18 protein-coding genes are annotated in these 17,457 nt (G+C 37.0%); 15 read left to right on the top strand and 3 right to left on the bottom strand.

Annotation, left to right across the window (positions count from 1 at the left end; all coding sequences use genetic code 11):
- Positions 1-144 precede the first annotated feature (144 nt).
- The gene (locus BKP37_RS15180; RefSeq protein WP_071310467.1) at positions 145-1,437 is read left to right on the top strand and encodes an HD domain-containing protein; all 1,293 of its coding nucleotides are present in this window, start codon (positions 145-147) and stop codon (positions 1,435-1,437) included.
- A gap of 171 nt (positions 1,438-1,608) precedes the next feature.
- On the top strand, positions 1,609-2,124 hold the full coding sequence (locus BKP37_RS15175) for a YwgA family protein (RefSeq protein WP_071310466.1): 516 nt from the start codon (positions 1,609-1,611) through the stop codon (positions 2,122-2,124).
- A 344-nt stretch (positions 2,125-2,468) separates the two neighbouring features.
- On the opposite strand, the gene BKP37_RS15170 is transcribed toward BKP37_RS15175, so the two are convergent.
- Positions 2,469-2,654 carry a 2-hydroxymuconate tautomerase gene (locus BKP37_RS15170; RefSeq protein WP_071310465.1) on the bottom strand — a complete coding sequence of 62 codons (186 nt, stop codon included), beginning with the start codon at positions 2,652-2,654 and terminating at the stop codon, positions 2,469-2,471.
- Positions 2,655-2,817: 163 nt separating this feature from the next.
- On the opposite strand from BKP37_RS15170, the gene BKP37_RS15165 reads away from it, so the two are divergent.
- Complete coding sequence (locus tag BKP37_RS15165; RefSeq protein ID WP_071310464.1) at positions 2,818-3,336, top strand: YwhD family protein; 519 nt, start codon at positions 2,818-2,820, stop codon at positions 3,334-3,336.
- Positions 3,337-3,449: 113 nt separating this feature from the next.
- On the opposite strand, the gene BKP37_RS15160 is transcribed toward BKP37_RS15165, so the two are convergent.
- Positions 3,450-5,549, bottom strand: a complete 2,100-nt coding sequence (locus tag BKP37_RS15160; RefSeq protein ID WP_071310463.1) for a transglycosylase domain-containing protein — start codon at positions 5,547-5,549, stop codon at positions 3,450-3,452.
- 154 nt (positions 5,550-5,703) lie between these two features.
- Positions 5,704-5,952 (bottom strand): hypothetical protein, encoded by a 249-nt coding sequence (locus BKP37_RS15155; RefSeq protein ID WP_071310462.1) that lies wholly within the window; start codon positions 5,950-5,952, stop codon positions 5,704-5,706.
- A 301-nt stretch (positions 5,953-6,253) separates the two neighbouring features.
- Between BKP37_RS15155 and speE the strand changes: the two genes are divergently transcribed.
- From speE to BKP37_RS15095, 12 genes are all read left to right on the top strand, one after another.
- Complete coding sequence (gene speE / locus BKP37_RS15150) at positions 6,254-7,081, top strand: spermidine synthase (protein ID WP_071310461.1); 828 nt, start codon at positions 6,254-6,256, stop codon at positions 7,079-7,081.
- A 36-nt stretch (positions 7,082-7,117) separates the two neighbouring features.
- Positions 7,118-7,990, top strand: a complete 873-nt coding sequence (gene speB, locus BKP37_RS15145; protein ID WP_071310460.1) for an agmatinase — start codon at positions 7,118-7,120, stop codon at positions 7,988-7,990.
- 173 nt (positions 7,991-8,163) lie between these two features.
- A complete protein-coding gene (locus tag BKP37_RS15140) occupies positions 8,164-8,604 on the top strand; it encodes a YwiB family protein (RefSeq protein WP_071310459.1) in 441 nt (146 codons plus the stop codon).
- Positions 8,601-10,271 carry an arginine--tRNA ligase gene (argS, locus tag BKP37_RS15135; protein WP_071310458.1) on the top strand — a complete coding sequence of 557 codons (1,671 nt, stop codon included), beginning with the start codon at positions 8,601-8,603 and terminating at the stop codon, positions 10,269-10,271. The genes BKP37_RS15140 and argS overlap by 4 nt, the downstream gene beginning before the upstream one ends.
- Before the next feature lie 176 nt (positions 10,272-10,447).
- Positions 10,448-10,618 (top strand): XapX domain-containing protein, encoded by a 171-nt coding sequence (locus BKP37_RS15130; protein WP_071310457.1) that lies wholly within the window; start codon positions 10,448-10,450, stop codon positions 10,616-10,618.
- A gap of 100 nt (positions 10,619-10,718) precedes the next feature.
- Positions 10,719-11,516, top strand: coding sequence for an alpha/beta fold hydrolase (locus BKP37_RS15125; RefSeq protein WP_071310456.1), 798 nt, complete (start codon positions 10,719-10,721; stop codon positions 11,514-11,516).
- A gap of 289 nt (positions 11,517-11,805) precedes the next feature.
- On the top strand, positions 11,806-12,747 hold the full coding sequence (locus tag BKP37_RS15120; protein WP_071310455.1) for a DNA-binding transcriptional repressor DeoR: 942 nt from the start codon (positions 11,806-11,808) through the stop codon (positions 12,745-12,747).
- 219 nt (positions 12,748-12,966) lie between these two features.
- Positions 12,967-14,181, top strand: a complete 1,215-nt coding sequence (locus BKP37_RS15115) for a NupC/NupG family nucleoside CNT transporter (RefSeq protein ID WP_071310454.1) — start codon at positions 12,967-12,969, stop codon at positions 14,179-14,181.
- A gap of 20 nt (positions 14,182-14,201) precedes the next feature.
- On the top strand, positions 14,202-15,503 hold the full coding sequence (locus tag BKP37_RS15110; protein ID WP_071310453.1) for a pyrimidine-nucleoside phosphorylase: 1,302 nt from the start codon (positions 14,202-14,204) through the stop codon (positions 15,501-15,503).
- Between the two features lie 13 nt (positions 15,504-15,516).
- Positions 15,517-16,188, top strand: a complete 672-nt coding sequence (deoC, locus tag BKP37_RS15105; RefSeq protein ID WP_071310452.1) for a deoxyribose-phosphate aldolase — start codon at positions 15,517-15,519, stop codon at positions 16,186-16,188.
- Positions 16,189-16,208: 20 nt separating this feature from the next.
- Complete coding sequence (locus tag BKP37_RS15100; protein WP_071310451.1) at positions 16,209-16,376, top strand: XapX domain-containing protein; 168 nt, start codon at positions 16,209-16,211, stop codon at positions 16,374-16,376.
- A gap of 77 nt (positions 16,377-16,453) precedes the next feature.
- Positions 16,454-16,855 carry a cytidine deaminase gene (locus BKP37_RS15095; protein WP_071310450.1) on the top strand — a complete coding sequence of 134 codons (402 nt, stop codon included), beginning with the start codon at positions 16,454-16,456 and terminating at the stop codon, positions 16,853-16,855.
- Positions 16,856-17,457: the final 602 nt, after the last annotated feature.

Below are 17,457 nucleotides of genomic sequence, written 5' to 3'. Positions count from 1 at the left end.
AAGGCGACTTCTTCTTTGTAAAAGACTCATACAAAACCCACAAATACTCTACAATATTCAATGGCATTGATTTCATTTTATCCTTTATAATAGAACTATAGATAATAGAGTGGGATAAATTGGAACTGAAAAGAGGTACGGGCTATGTCAAATATATTAGGGCAGCTTGAAGAAGAAAAAGTATTTAAAGATCCTGTTCATAGGTACATACATGTGAAGGATCGTTTGATTTGGGAATTAGTTGGGACGAGAGAGTTTCAACGTTTAAGAAGGATTAGACAATTAGGAACGACATATGTTACGTTTCATGGTGCTGAACATACGCGCTTTAATCACTCGCTAGGTGTTTATGAAATTATGCGGAGAATGATAAGTGAATTTAATGGTAGGCCCCATTGGGATGAAAGTGAACGGTTAGTTTGTCTTGTAGCTGCCTTACTCCACGACATTGGTCATGGTCCATTTTCACATTCCTTTGAAAAGGTTTTTCATACAGATCATGAAGAATGGACGCGTAGGATTATTTTAGGAGATACACAAATAAATAAAGTATTAAAAAGAGCTGGAGAAGATTTCCCCAAAAAAGTGACGGATGTTATTGAGAAAACATACTCCAACAAGCTCGTAGTAAGCCTAATTTCTAGCCAAATTGATGCAGATCGTATGGATTATTTACAGCGTGATGCATATTATACAGGAGTTAGCTATGGACATTTTGATATGGAGAGGATTCTTCGTGTGATGCGTCCAACTGAAGATCAAGCGGTATTTAAACAAAGCGGGATGCATGCGGTTGAGGATTACATTATGAGTCGCTATCAAATGTATTGGCAAGTATATTTCCATCCTGTGACAAGAAGTGCTGAGGTTATTCTAAGTAAAATTTTACATAGAGCTAAGCACTTATACCAACAAAATTATCAGTTCAAACAAGAGCCAACACACTTTCATTCATTATTTAATGAAAAACTGAGCTTAGAGGATTATTTGCGGCTTGATGAGGCGATTGTTATGTATTATTTCCAAATTTGGCAAGAAGAAGGAGATCGAATTTTAAGTGATCTATGTGTTAGATTTAATGATAGAAAATTGTTTAAGTATGTCGAGTGTGACCCTAGTAAGCAAATGAGCGATTGGCCTACATTGATTGATTTATTTAAGCAAGCAAATATCGATCCGGACTATTATTTAGTAATTGATTCGTCTTCAGATCTTCCTTACGATTTTTATCGCCCTGGAGAAGAAGGAGAAAAAATTCCGATTTTTCTATTAACGCCAGAAAATGAATTACGTGAATTATCAAGAGAATCTGAGGTTGTAGAGGCAATTTCGGGGAAAAAGAGAACAGATCATAAGCTCTATTTTCCATTAGATGTTCTTAACGATGAAACAGAACATAAAGAAGTAAAGAAAAAGATTAAAGAAATTTTATTTTAGTGTATTTCATAATAAACCATAAGCTACTACTATATCTAGATATGTGCAACCTACATAACTAGATATAGATTGGTGTGGCCAAAATTATGAAAATTTCACGTATTATATTGAATTCCACCATATTTAGATCAATTTAAGTATGATGAAATTCACTAAACAGGGGGAGAAACGGTGTTACATGATCACGCAAAAATAATGGCATTGATCTCGGAAGCAGGAGAAGTCATTGGTCGGAAGAAACTGCAAAAAATCATCTATATTGCCAAAAAAATTAATTTCCCTTTTATGGAACGCTATAATTTTCATTTTTACGGACCGTATTCTGAAGAGCTTACACTTCGTATTGAAGAAATGTGTAACCTTGGCTTTGTTCATGAGACAAAGGAGAAAAAAGGTGGCTATTATCAATATCGTTATATGTTATCTGAACAAGGGAGTAAATTTTTATCGATTTCAGATTTGAACTTACCAAAACTTAAGGAATTTACGGTCGATGTGAATGAAAAAAGTTCTCGTTTTTTAGAACTCGTCTCTACTCTTCTCTTTTTTGAAGAACTACCGAAAGAAGAAATTGTTGAGAAAGTTCATACGTTAAAAGCGAAACAAAATTATAGCGAAGATGAAATTTCAGAAGCGTTTGATTATATTGACCAGCTAAAGAGTCTGAAATCGTGTGGGACAAGCTGATAAAAACTACGAGTAAGCCATCATTTTAATAGCATAGTAAAAACAAATAAAAGCAGTCGATTTCATAATTGAAATCGCACTGCTTTTTGCTATTATCGGGTATTATTTAAAATGGTATTTGTAAAAGGCTCTAGAATAATTGTTTGGCTACACTAACAATTATTCCTCATAAAATTAAATCAACCAAAAAGCCCATGAATTAGAACAAAAAACGCCCTTAAAGAATGGAGAAAAAACGATAATTTTTTAGGGCGGCTTTACGAATGGCTTTGCTTTCGGGACGTTTTTAATGAAACAAATAAAAAGGGAGTGCATAGTCGCACTCCGATAAGTCTAAAAGAATATTACTTATCGCTAGCTAGCTTTCCAGCTGCAGCGTAATTTGTTTTTGGCATTTCTTCAATGTAGACAGTTACATTTTCTTTTGGGGCGTTTGCTGTTTCACTAACCGCGTCAGTGACTCTTTGAACTAGTGCTCTCTTCTGTTCCTCTGTTCTTCCCTCGATCATTCTTACAACAACGTGTGGCATGTTTTTACTCGCTCCTTTAACAGTCATTATGATACATACACTAAATAGTATCATTCGACATAACCGATAAAATTCCTTCTCTTAACCAAAAGCTTGCAACGTGCATTATTGAGTTTGGTTGTGATAGACTAAGGAAAAATATGATAAAAAGGTGGGATCTTTAGTGGACCTTTTAAATAATAATAAAAAGAAAAAAGGAAGTGACTTTACGATATTAGGTAAAGAAACTGTACATGGTGGTTACGGTGCAGGTACGTTAAACTTGGACAATATGTCAGCAGTTTTTATCGATATCGAAGCAGGCGAAGCTTTTGTAGATATGGGAGCGATGCATGCAAGAAGTGAAGTCGAAAAAGGAATTAAGTTTTTGCCAAATAAAGAAGAAGTGCCAAATGGAAAACCTTATTGGTTAGTTTGGATTACAGTTGATAATACGGAAGAAGGTCCTTACTATGCTGGAGTTGCAGCGTGTGAATTAACGGTTGATCGTTCAATTAGAAGAGGTTATAAAAGCTTACCAGACCACGTAAATAAGATGGATAAATCGTTAAAAAGAAATATAATTGTTGATCATATGGACGAAAAATCAAAACTCGTATTAAGAAAATTTTTAAGCGAGTTTAATAAAGAGATGTGGGACCTTTCAAATCAAAAATTAAGAGATGACTTGAGTGTATCATAAACAAGAAAAATGCAAGGTGCCTGGAGTTAGACAGCTTCCAAGTACAAAAAATTTATACTTTAACGTGAAATAAAGGGCGAACCTAATTAAGGTTCGCCCTTTAAATACATACACTACTCCACTTCTTCATCTCCACCAAACCATTTTATGAACCGATCAAGAAGCTTTTCTTTTTTGGCTTCTTCAATTTCTCCTATGTCCTCTTTTGCTCTTGAATTCTCCCCTGGATTACCGATGTGTTCTTGACAATATTCAGTTGGTTCAGTTCCGTTGACAAAGTAGGCTGTATGCCCAATAGGACACGATTCTGTTGCAAGCCGCCCGTTGTCTGGATTAATGACTACAGCTGTTACATTTGCTGGTTTTGGAAAAGGTAATTTTAACTTTCCTTCTAGAGCATCCTCAGTAAATTGGGCCCAAATTCGTTTTGCATGTTGCCCTTCACCTCTTTGTAATGTTTGACCTTTGTCGTATCCAACCCAAACGCCTGTCAGTAGCTGGGGTGTATATCCAATCATCCAGCTATCAGTTGTGGTTGTGCCGCTCTTCCCTGCAACAGGTCGATCGATTAAGTGAAGAACACTTCTCCCTGTAACTTCACTGTGACTGCCACTTAAATTTAAATCAAACATACCTTTCATTAAATCAGTCATAATATAAGCTAATTCTGGTTGTATCACTTGCTCTAATTGAGGCTCTTCTTCAATTAAGATGTGACCATCCTTATCTACAACTTTTGTAATAAAGCGTGGTTTCACATTTTTACCTCCATTAGCAAAAGCACTGTAGCTGTTAGTGATTTCCAGTACTCCAACAGGCTTTGTTCCAAGTGCTAAAGAAGGATACTCACCAAGTGTACTTGTAATTCCTAATCTTCTAGCAGTTTCGATTAATTGATCAAACCCTAAGAAAAAGTGAGTTTTCATCGCATAGATGTTATCGGATAACGCGATTGCTTTAGCTAAAGTAATAAAATCATTAGCGTATTTATCACCGAAATTACTTGGTGAATACGTTTCTCTACCATCGTCATAAACAAAGGTTGTTTCTTCGCTTGTTAACGGTGTCGCTTGTGTGAATCCATTTTCAAGTGCTGCATAATATAAAAATGGTTTAAACGTAGATCCAGGTGGTCTTCGTGCTTGAGTAGCTCGATTAAACGGGCTTTCTTGATAATTTTTTCCGCCGACCATTGCTTTCACATTACCGTTTCGTGGATCAATGGCGACAAGAGCTGTTTGTAACTCACTATCTTTTAATTCATCTGCTACCCACTTTTCTGCTTTTTTCTGCATGTCAGGGTCAAGAGTTGTGTAAACTTGTAACCCACCCGCTTCAATAATTTGTGGATCTAAACCATAATCTTCGGTTAAAACATGGTAGACAACATCTTGGAAGTAAGGACCAACCGACATCGAATGGAATGGCGTCTCGTGCTCGAGGTCTAGTGGTGTATTGTAATAGTCCCTCGCTTCATTTGTTGTGATATGCCCTTCACTTGCCATTGCATTTAGGACTTGCTGTTGTCTTGATTTCGCTCGGTCATAATTATTAATTGGTGAATAGTAAAGCGGTCCTTTTGGAACCCCTACGAGCATTGAAATTTCTGCTGTATTTAGTTCTGAGGCGCTTTTTTGAAAATAGTGATTTGCGGCGGCTTCAATTCCATAAGCGCCATGTCCATAATAAATCGTATTTAAATACCCTTCTATAATTTCATCTTTTGTATAGTTCATTTCAAGTCTAAGTGCATAAATTGCTTCATTCCATTTCCTTTGCCACGTTTTATCATGGCTTAAAAATAGATTTCTAGCATATTGCTGAGTAATCGTACTAGCACCTTGAGCTTTTGTACCTTGTTGAATATTTCTTATGATTGCTGATCCTATTCGTAAAAAATCAAAACCATAATGAGAATAAAATTTACGGTCTTCTATGGCTAATGTTGCTTCGATAATGGTCGGGTTCATCTCATCGATAGAAAGCCAATGACGGTTCTGACCGACGTGCCTTTGACCAATAACGGAATCATCATTACCATAAAACACTGTCGTTTCTTGTACTTGCAAAGGCGGTGGGCCTTGCATTTTTGCGTATGTTAGTAAGCCAACTGCGCCCCCCATTAGTACTATTGCAGCTACTAATGTTAGCCGTAATAGCTTTCGAAATAGACCGATTCTTCTATGGTATTGTTTTCTAGTGAGGACTTCCATCGTATCCACCCTTTACTGAATGTAATACACTAACATTCATAAATTTACTCTTATCCATTGTTGGATTTATTTCCCTTTTTTATACTAGCTAAATTGATGGAATTCATTCTTCTTGCTACTAAGATGTTGGGCAGCTCATAAGTTTATGCACGCCTCAGCTCTGGTTCTGCACGGTAATAAAAATTTGTGCGCGATTCCGTTTGATTTGTGCGCGATTTAAACTCATTTCTGCACGAAAAGCAAATTCTGCGCGCTTTAGCCCCGTATCTGCGCGATTCCGGGTGATTTGTGCGCGATTTAAACTCATTTCTGCACGAAAAGCAAATTCTGCGCGCTTTAGCCCCGTACCTGCGCGATTCCGGGTGATTTGTGCACGATTTAAACTCATTTCTGCACGAAACACAAATTCTCCGCTTCCCTGCTTTGAATGTTTTTTAAAATGGTATATTCCCTGTCCATTAATGCGTATTTCTATCTACAATATGGGGGGAATTAGCTTTTTTACTGTTAGCCACCATAAAAGTATAATGATAATATTTTTTCCTTGATTTTTATAAAAAGTCATATATACTTTTTTGTACAATCTATGGTAATTTAGTGACTCGGATATACTTAGCCGAGTTTTTATTATGGAGAAAAAAGATTTTATTGTTCTTTGTTTAGGGAATGATAAGGGAAGAATATATATTGTAGAGGTGAATAAAATGTCAATTTGGTTTACAGAAAAACAAACAAAGCATTTTGGTATTACAGCGGAAATTAAGCAAACGTTACATACAGAACAAACAGATTTCCAAAAGTTAGACATGGTAGAAACAGCGGAGTTTGGAAATATGTTAATTTTAGATGGAATGGTAATGACAACTCAAAAGGATGAGTTTGTTTATCATGAAATGGTTGCCCATGTTCCATTATTTACACACCCAAACCCGAAAAACGTTTTAGTCGTTGGCGGTGGTGATGGTGGAGTTATTCGCGAAGTATTAAAGCACCCATCAGTTGAAAAAGCGACATTAGTAGAAATTGACGGGAAGGTTATCGAGTATTCGAAAAAATACTTACCTGAAATCGCTGGAAAATTAGAGGACCCACGTGTTGATGTACAAGTTGATGATGGCTTTATGCATATTGCAAAAAGTGAAGCCGTGTATGATGTTATCATGGTGGATTCTACTGAACCAGTTGGACCTGCTGTTAACTTATTTACAAAAGGTTTCTATGAAGGAATTGCAAAAGCATTAAAAGAAGACGGGGTATTTGTCGCTCAAACGGACAACCCATGGTTCCATAGTCACTTAATTACAAACGTATTTAAAGATGTAAAAGAAGTATTTCCAATTACAAGATTATATACAGCGAATATACCAACATACCCAAGTGGTCTTTGGACATTTACAATTGGATCGAAGCAGTATGACCCACTAGAAGTTGAAGAAGATCGTTTCCATGAAATCGACACAAAGTATTACACAAAAGAGCTTCATAAAGCAGCATTTGTTTTACCAAAATTCGTATCCGACTTAATTAAGTAATGAGTATGATGAAATTCATGAAATAGGAGGATCTACATGAGATTTGACGAAGCGTATTCAGGGAATGTTTTTATCGGAACAAATAGCACCTATGAACAATCAACTGCAGTGATTTATGGAATGCCGATGGATTTTACTGTAAGCTTTCGTCCGGGCTCTCGTTTTGGACCAGCAAGAATACGTGAAGTATCACTAGGATTAGAGGAATACAGTCCTTATTTAGATCGTCATTTAGAAGAAGTAAAGTATTTTGATGCTGGTGATATTCCGCTTCCATTTGGAAATGCTCAGCGAAGTATTGATATGATAGAAGAGTTTATCGATAAACTGTTAGCAGATGGGAAATTTCCTTTAGGCCTTGGTGGAGAACATTTAGTTTCTTGGCCTATTTTTCGGGCGCTGCAAAAAAAATATCAGGATCTCGTTATTATTCATATCGATGCGCACGCAGATTTACGTGAGCATTATGAAGGCGAACCGTTAAGTCATTCAACACCAATTCGAAAAGCGTGTGAACTATTAGGTCCTAATAATGTCTACTCCTTTGGGATTCGTTCAGGGATGCGTGAAGAGTTCCAATATGTAAAAGATTCGGGCATGTACATGGCAAAATTCGATGTCGCCAAGCCGTTGAAGGAAGTGTTACCAAGTCTCACCGGAAAAAACGTCTACGTTACCATTGATATTGATGTTTTGGACCCTTCAGCAGCACCAGGAACTGGAACAGCTGAAGCCGGCGGGATTACCTCAAAAGAACTATTAGAAGCAATCCACCTCATTTCAGATGCGAAATTAAATATCGTTGGTGCAGATATCGTAGAAGTTGCACCCGCTTATGATCCAACCGAACAAACACAAATTGCCGCAAGTAAGTTTGTCCGCGAAATTTTATTGGGATGGGTAAAGTGAAAATGGGGGGTCAGACCCCCACTGCGTTACCGCTTTAAAGCGGCGGGGGTCTGACCCCCCACAAAAAGAGTTTAGAGTTTAAAGCAAATAAACTCTAAACTCTTTTTGTGTTATAATGGTGTCTGATAAATTTCGTGGATGTTAATTAATGAGTTAAAGGATGAAAAGAACTGATGAACCAAGAAGGTAATTCTGTAACAATAGAGATGAAAACCGATATTACAGATGGTGATCAAAAGCATTCGTCAAATTTTCAAGCAGAAGGCAAGCTTTTTCGGAAAAATAATAGTCTATATCTTCAATTTAAAGAGGATAATAAAGAAATCGGCGCAGTGAACCAAGTGGTGAAAATAGACAATCAACAATCGGTCACTGTTCTCCGTCAAGGTGCAGTCTCAATGAAACAGCAATTTCTCATCAGAGAGAAAACAGAGGGTGTTTATCGTAGTCAATTTGGGCCAATGCTGATGGATACTTATACAAAACATATAAAGCTAGAAATTGATGAACAACAAGCGATAGGAACGGTTCAACTTTCTTATCAATTACATATGCAACATGAATTCGCTGGAGATTATGAAGTAACAATTAATTTTAGGAGGAGTAATCGATGAATACTGTTGAACAGGTAAAAGAAAATTTAAAGCAAGAAATCATAGCGTCAATAGAAAAAGCTGGACTTGCAACAAAGGAACAAATTCCTGATATTGTACTAGAAATTCCAAAAGAAAAGGCACATGGAGACTATGCAACAAATGCTGCTATGCAGCTAGCACGTGTGGCCAAAAAAGCACCTCGTCAAATTGCAGAAGAATTAGTAAACAGCTTTGATAAAGGAAAAGCATCGATTTCAAAAATTGAAATTGCTGGACCAGGGTTTATTAATTTTTACATGGATAATAGTTATTTAACAGATTTAATCCCAACGATTCTTGAAGCAAAAGAAGCATATGGTCAAACGAATGTAGGTAACGGACAAAAAATGCAAGTAGAATTTGTCTCTGCGAATCCAACAGGTAGTCTTCACCTTGGACATGCTCGTGGTGCAGCAGTCGGTGACTCGTTATGTAATATTTTAGATAAAGCAGGCTTTGATGTTGCTAGAGAGTATTACATTAATGATGCTGGAAACCAAATTAACAACCTAGCGCTTTCATTAGAAGCGAGATACAAGCAAGCTCTAGGTCTAGATGCCGAAATGCCAGAGGATGGCTATTACGGTGAAGATATTATCGGTTTTGGTAAAGAATTAGCAAGTGAGTTTGGTGATCGTTTTATTGATGATAAAGAAGAAGGTCGCCTAGACTTTTTCCGTGAATACGGTTTGAAAAAAGAACTTGAAAAGCTTCGCAACGACTTAAAAGAGTTCCGTGTAGAATTCGATCATTGGTATTCAGAAACGTCCCTTTACACAAATGGGAAAGTTGAAGATACGCTGAAACTATTAAAAGATAAAGGCGAAACATATGAAAAAGATGGAGCGACTTGGTTCCAATCGAGTGTGTATGGTGATGATAAAGACCGTGTATTAATTAAAAATGACGGCTCTTATACGTACTTAACGCCAGATATCGCGTATCACCGTGACAAGTTTGAACGTGGCTTTGAAAAGCTAATTAACATTTGGGGTGCTGATCATCACGGCTATATTCCGAGAATGAAAGCTGCGATCCAAGCGCTAGGCTATGAGAAAGATCAATTAGATGTAGAAATCATTCAAATGGTTTCTCTCTACCAAAACGGCGAGAAAGTAAAGATGAGTAAGCGTACAGGTAATGCTGTTACCTTAAGAGAGTTAATGGAAGAAGTAGGAATTGATGCGACACGTTACTTCTTTGCAATGCGCAGCGCGGATACACAACTCGATTTTGATATGGATTTAGCCGTTTCTAAATCAAATGAAAACCCAGTTTTCTACGTTCAGTATGCTCATGCACGTGTATGTAGCATTTTAAGACAAGGTGAAGAACTAGGGATGAGCATTCGTCACGATGCCGACTTCTCATTAATTCAATCAGAAAAAGAGTTTGACTTATTGAAAAAGTTAGGGGAATTCCCTGAAGCAGTATCAGAAGCTGCACAAAAATTAACACCACACCGTATTTCAAACTATGTATACGAATTAGCGGCAGCACTGCACAGCTTTTATAATGCTGAGAAGGTGCTAGATGCAGAAGATAAAGAAAAGAGCGCTGCTCGTCTTGCATTAATGAAGGCCGTACAGCAAACAATTAAAAATGCTTTAACATTAATCGGTGTTTCTGCTCCGGAAAAAATGTAAATTAGTATAGGTCAAGCTGTAGAACTCAGCTTGACCGTTGTTTAGTCAAAGTAGTAAGTACTTTGACTAAACACTTATTTAGGTTGTCGGACATCAGACCTATAAATATAGTATGAGTAGAAATAGAAACAACTGTGAAAAATAAAAAAGAATAAAATAAAAAGGGGAGTGCTTTCATGCAAGAAATATTCATGGCGCTACTTGCTGGCTTAATCGTTGGTTTTATTTTCGCTTTCCTCAAATTACCTATACCAGCCCCACCCGTTCTCTCAGGGATCATGGGGATTATCGGCATATTTTTAGGGTATAAAGCGTTTCAGGTGCTAGTTCCCTTAATTCTTAAATAAAAGTTTATATAGGAGTTTCCCTATCCTTCAAGAATAGAATAAAAAATCCCATGAAAGTAAATCATACCACTATAAAAAACTCTTTTGGTGGTGTAAAGACATGCCCTATGCAGCACATCCAGACTCTAGCTCAATTTACTATGAAACGTACGGTGAAGGAACGCCAATCCTGTTTATCCATCCCCCGGCAATGGGCCACGTCACGTTTAAAAGGCAGCGTCCGTTAGCAGAACAATTTCAGATTATTACGCTAGATTTGCGGGGAAATGGTCGAAGTGATAATAAAGCGAGTAAAATAACAATGTCACTTATTGTGGAGGATATAGTAGCGGTTGTTAAAGAAATTGGTGTCGATAAAGTCGTCGTGTGCGGGTATTCTAATGGTGGTTCAATTGCGCAAGAATTCGCCCTATCCTATCCCGACCGAGTTCTAGGTGTGATTCTTTGCGGTGGTTTTTCTGAAGTGAATAGCTTTTTATTAGAAAATGAATTTCGCTTAGGCATTTATGCGGCTCAATTCAAACTAATGAAACTAATGGCGTTTGCGTTATCATCTGCACATTCAAGATCAAAGCTATTTCAATTGGAATTAGACGATTATGTGAAAAAAACAGATCCAGAAGTATTACGGCATATGTACAATGAGGGATTGCATTATAAATCAACGGACAGACTTCACGAATTGACAGTTCCGCTGTTACTTGTTTATGGTGCAAATGATCATTACGTTCACCATTACCAAAATATTTTCCGCAAAAAAGTAAAAACCGATGTCGATATTGTCTACATATCCGGGGCCAAACATCAAATCCCAACGAAATACAGCCTTGAACTCAATAAAATTATTTCTAATTTTATAAAACGGAAGGTTGAAAGTAAGGTGGGCGGGCGAGGGTAATACTAAGTATCGCTTAGTGTTACTTCTGTTTTCATGGCTCGCTTGTAAAGGTGGAATAATGGAACGGACTCATTTTAATAAAACTAACATCCGACAAAGTAAAAATAGAGTAGGAGTATGAATTTATTCGTGTGCCTACTCTATTTTTGGTTTTTAATGGGATACTGTAATTGTATAAAAATCCTATGAAACTACTTGTTTTCATTTGCAAAAGAAAAGTTTTCACCTGTATATTTTATTACATTTGTTTGCTACAATAAGAATTAATTTCAGAATATTAGGTGATAAGATGGAAAATGATAAAATTTTAAAAATCCTCGAGGTAGCTAAGCTTTACTATTTACTTGATTACACTCAGATGGAAATAGCAAAAAAACTTGGTATATCTAGGCCGACTGTATCAAGATTACTTCAACAAGCCAAGGAAGAAGGAATTGTTCAAATAAATATTAATGATCCAACTGAGAATATCGAAAATTTGTCGTTTAAACTTGAACAAAAGTTCAACTTGAAAAAAGTAATTATCACTCCTATTCCTCAATATGAAGATCATGTTATTAAAATGTATATTGGCCAGGCGGCTGCAAACTATCTACATGAGATTATTAAAGATGGTGATATTGTTGGAGTAACGTGGGGAACAACGTTATACCATACGGCAGTGGAGTTAAAACAAAAAGCATTAAAGGATGTAGAGGTTGTTCAGTTAAAAGGAGGAGTGAGTCATTCAGAAAAAAATACTCATATGAACGAAATCCTTTATTTATTTGGCAAGGCCTATAATACCGCGCCGCACCATTTCCCCCTCCCTGCAATCGTTGACCATGTGGTTGTGAAACAAGCAATGGAAGCAGATCGCCATATCAATCGTATCCTTAATCTTGGAAAGCAAAGCAATATTGCAATTTTTACTGTTGGGCCAATAAAATCAGAATCATTACTTTTTCAATTAGGATATTTTACTGAAGAAGAAGTAAAACAGCTTAGTTCAAAAGCGGTAGGGGACATTTGTTCACGCTTTTTTGATAAAGAAGGTCATATTTGCAATGAGCAACTAAACTCGAGGACACTTGGAATTGAACTAAAGCAATTACAAAATAAAGAGTATTCAATCTTAGTGGCTGGAGGATCTCATAAAATTAATGGTATTTACGGAGCGTTAAAGGGAAAATATGCGAATGTGTTAATTACTGACCAGCTAACTGCAAAATCTATATTAGATAAAGAATAAAGAGGTGTACTCATGGGAGGTCACCTCTTTTTCTTTTGTGTAAATAGAGTAAATAAGTTTTACAATTGTTCATTTTGTTATTTACATTTGTTCAGAATATCTGTTATAGTAAAAGAGTAATAATCATGTTTCAAAAACTTGCAGATTGATGTAAGCGTTATCAAAAGAGTTTTGGTGAGTAGTAAAGTTTTTATAAAAATTCATTAGAGGTGAATAGGGATGAATATTTTATGGGGGATTATTGGTATTGTAACTGTATTTTCAATTGCGTATTTATTTTCTAGTAATCGGAAAGCGATTAAACTAAGAACGATATTAGGTGGTTTAGCTATTCAACTAACATTTGGATTTATCGTTCTTAAGTGGGAGTTTGGAAAAGAAAAGTTAGCTCAACTTGCTTTAGGAGTAAATGAAATTGTGAATTACGCAAATGAGGGGATAGGGTTCTTATTTGGTGGTATATTTGTTGCTGATAACATAGGATTTATATTTGCGTTTCAAGTATTACCAGTCGTTATTTTCTTTTCGGCATTAATATCAGTACTCTATTATATTGGAGTCATGCAAATTGTTATAAAGTTCTTAGGTGGAGCACTTTCAAAATTATTAGGAACAAGTAAAGCTGAGTCACTATCAGCGGCAGCTAATATTTTTGTTGGACAAACTGAGGCACCTCTAGTTGTAAGACCATACTTGGCGAAAATGACGAAATCTGAACTTTTTGCTGTTATGACTGGTGGATTAGCTTCCGTTGCCGGGTCCGTATTAATTGGTTATTCATTATTAGGAGTTCCGTTAGAGTATTTACTTGCAGCGAGTTTCATGGCAGCGCCAGCTGGACTAATTATCGCAAAGATCATGGTACCGGAAACTGAACGTTCTGAGACATCAGACGACTTACAACTTGAAAGAGATACTGAATCAGTAAATATCATTGATGCAGCTGCTAGAGGAGCAAGCACAGGTTTACAGTTAGCCTTAAATATTGGAGCGATGTTACTTGCCTTTATTGCATTAATCGCTTTAGTCAACGGTTTATTAGGTGTTGTCGGTGGTTGGTTTAACTTTGAAGGGTTAACGCTTCAAATGATCTTAGGAGTTTTATTTGCCCCAATTGCCTTTGCAATCGGGGTGCCATGGGCAGAAGCAATTCAAGCAGGTGGCTTTATTGGTCAAAAATTAATTTTAAACGAATTTGTTGCTTATTCTTCGTTTGCACCACAAATTGAGCAACTTTCGCCAAAAACAGTAGCAGTCATAAGCTTTGCTCTTTGTGGATTTGCTAACGTATCTTCAATGGGAATTCTACTTGGTGGTCTAGGAAACTTAGCGCCAAAACGTCGCCCCGATATTGCAAAACTTGGTGTTAAAGCTGTAATGGCTGGTATGTTAGCATCATTGTTAAGTGCGGCAATTGCAGGAATGTTATTTTAATCATTTGGAGGATGATGTTGATGAGAATGGTAGATATGATCGAAAAGAAAAGAGACGGTAACGAATTAAGTAAAGAAGAAATTGACTTTCTTATTAATGGCTATACTAGTGGCGAAATTCCAGATTATCAAATGGCTGCGATGTCAATGGCGATTTATTATCAAGGGATGACCCAGCAAGAACGAGTATATTTAACAGAAGCAATGGTCAAGTCAGGTGAACAAATCGATCTGTCAGCGATTTCTGGTATAAAAGTTGATAAACATAGTACGGGTGGAGTTGGCGACACAACGACACTTGTACTTGCTCCACTGGTAGCGGCAGTAGGTGTACCTGTTGCTAAAATGTCAGGACGAGGACTCGGTCATACAGGTGGAACGATTGACAAACTTGAAGCAGTTCCTGGCTTTCATGTTGAAATTAGTAATGAGGAGTTTATTAAATTAGTAAATAAAAATAACGTTGCAGTTATTGGACAAACGGCAAATTTAACTCCAGCAGATAAAAAACTTTACGGTTTAAGAGATGTAACAGCAACCGTCAATTCAATTCCACTCATTGCGAGCTCTATTATGAGTAAAAAAATTGCGTCCGGTGCGGATGCTATCGTTTTAGATGTAAAAACTGGAAACGGTGCATTCATGAAAGAAATTGATGATGCTATTGAGCTTGCAAAAGCAATGGTCGAGATTGGTAATGGTGTTGGTCGTCATACGATGGCTATTATTTCAGATATGAGCCAACCCCTTGGATATGCTATCGGTAATGCGTTAGAAGTTAAAGAAGCTATAGATACATTACAAGGTAAAGGACCTCAAGACTTACAAGATCTATGCTTAACACTCGGTTCTCACATGGTAGTCCTAGCGAAAAAAGCAGAAACTCCACAAGAAGCTCGTCGAATGCTACTAGAAGTGATGGAAAATGGAAAGGCTCTTGAAACGTTTAAATTATTTTTAGCTTCGCAAGGTGGAGATGTATCAGTCATTGATGATCCTACTAAGCTTCCAACTGCAAAGTATACTTTTGAGGTAAAAGCACGTGAAACTGGCTATGTTTCTGAAATAGTTGCCGATCAAATTGGAACGGCAGCGATGGTTTTAGGTGCAGGACGAGTGACCAAAGATTCTACCATTGATTTAGCGGTAGGATTAGTGTTAAACAAGAAGGTCGGTGATTTCGTAAATGTCGGTGATCCGATAGTGACGATTCATAGTAATAACGAAAATGTTGAGGATGTAACGAAGCGAATTTATGAAGCGTATACGCTCGTAAATGAACCAGCCAAAATCCCACCATTGGTTTATAAAGAAATAATGTAGAAAGGATGAATGGATTTTGAATACTTTAGCAAAAATGATTGACCATACTGCTTTGAAAGCAGACACTACTAAGGATCAGATTGAAACACTTTGTAAGGAGGCAAGAGAGTATCAGTTTGCTTCTGTATGTGTAAACCCGACATGGGTTGAATTGGCTGCCAACTTATTAAACAATTCAGGAGTGGATGTTTGTACAGTCATAGGTTTTCCACTTGGATCTACGCTTCCTGAAACGAAAGCATTTGAAACAAAAAATGTAATTGAAAAAGGTGCGACAGAAGTAGATATGGTGATCAATGTTGCCGCCTTAAAAGAAAAAAATGATGAGCTAGTTGAACGTGATATTCGTGCTGTCGTAGATGTGGCTAAAGGGAAAGCTTTAACAAAAGTCATTATTGAAACGTGTCTTTTAACAGAAGAAGAAAAAGAAAGAGCTTGCCGAATTGCGGTATTAGCAGGTGCTGACTTTGTTAAAACATCTACAGGCTTTTCACATGGTGGAGCAACGGTAGAAGACATTTCTTTAATGAGAAAAGTTGTAGGTCCAACGATCGGAGTAAAAGCATCTGGTGGAATTAGAAGCTTAACTGATGCTCAAGCGATGATTAGTGCTGGTGCCACTCGTATTGGTGCAAGTTCAGGTGTTTCCATTGTAAAGGGGAAGATCTCAACATCTGATTATTAAAAAACAAGCGAGGTAAAGTTATGAAGGAAATTTTATTAAGTTTACTGGCTGGGATTATTATTGGAATCGTTTTTAAAAGTTTAAGGTTACCCCTTCCAGCTCCACCTGTTCTAGCTGGGATTATGGGTATTATCGGAATATTTCTCGGTGGTTTAATTTTTACTCAAGCATTAAAGCTATTTTCATAGGAATTTATTTTAGGCTGGCTCGTTTACGTGTCAGCCTACTTCATAAACTAGGCGATTATTAATTGGGGGTTGTATAGATGAAAAAGGAAGCGTTGATGAAAGAAGCGATAGAAGCAAGACAAATGGCCTATGCCCCTTATTCAAAGTTTAAAGTAGGTGCTGCCCTTTTATCAAAAAATGGGGAAGTCTACCGAGGGTGTAATATTGAAAATGCGGCCTACGGCATGTGTAATTGTGCAGAGCGTACAGCTTTATTTAAAGCATATTCAGAAGGTGTAACAGAATTTGCCGCTTTAAGTGTAGTTGCAGAAACGAATCGACCAGTTCCGCCTTGTGGTGCTTGTCGTCAAGTGATTGCGGAACTTTGCGAACCAAACATGAAGATTTATTTAGGTAACCTTAAAGGTGAAATAAATGAGTTTACTGTTAAAGAATTATTACCAGGTGCATTTATGCCTGAAGATCTAAACAAATCTTAACAATTCACGCACGAATTCATCATTGACGGTAACAAAAACGACCGATGTGGCAACGACGCTATTGGTGGTTTTTTATTGTAGGCGTTAACGCTCTCATCTTTGGATATAAAAGGAAACGATTGCGATTTTACAGATGTTTTAGTGAGACCTTTAGAAATAATTCTACCTTTAACAATCTTCAGGAAGAAGTCTCCCACTTTCAGTTTCCGTAGAAAGAGAACTCGTTCTAACTACACTAGAACTTCCATTCAGATGGAGTCTCAACTCCACCTGAATGGAAGTTCCCACCTACGTTACGCTTAGAGGTGGGGGCCTATGCCCCTTTAAGTACAAATCAGTTTGATTAAGTGGTGAGTAGTTCGCAAAGTCTGTAATAACAAAAACCCTAGTCAATAGACTAGAGCTAGTTATGGTCTCAGAAATGAAATTTCCGAACTATTTTATAGTATTGAAAAGAGTGTAGATTGAGTATTGCTTTATTAAACGCTTTTGGAAGAAACTTTACTGAAGTGAATGTTCCTTAATGACAATATCTAGTTATATTGTACGTATACTACATTTTTTGAGTAGAAACTGTATCGAGTACAGAGTTTCAAAACGAG

It is taken from the genome of Anaerobacillus alkalilacustris, from assembly GCF_001866005.1.
Lineage (GTDB): Bacteria > Bacillota > Bacilli > Bacillales > Anaerobacillaceae > Anaerobacillus > Anaerobacillus alkalilacustris.
This window is presented reverse-complemented; position numbering and strand designations above follow the sequence as displayed.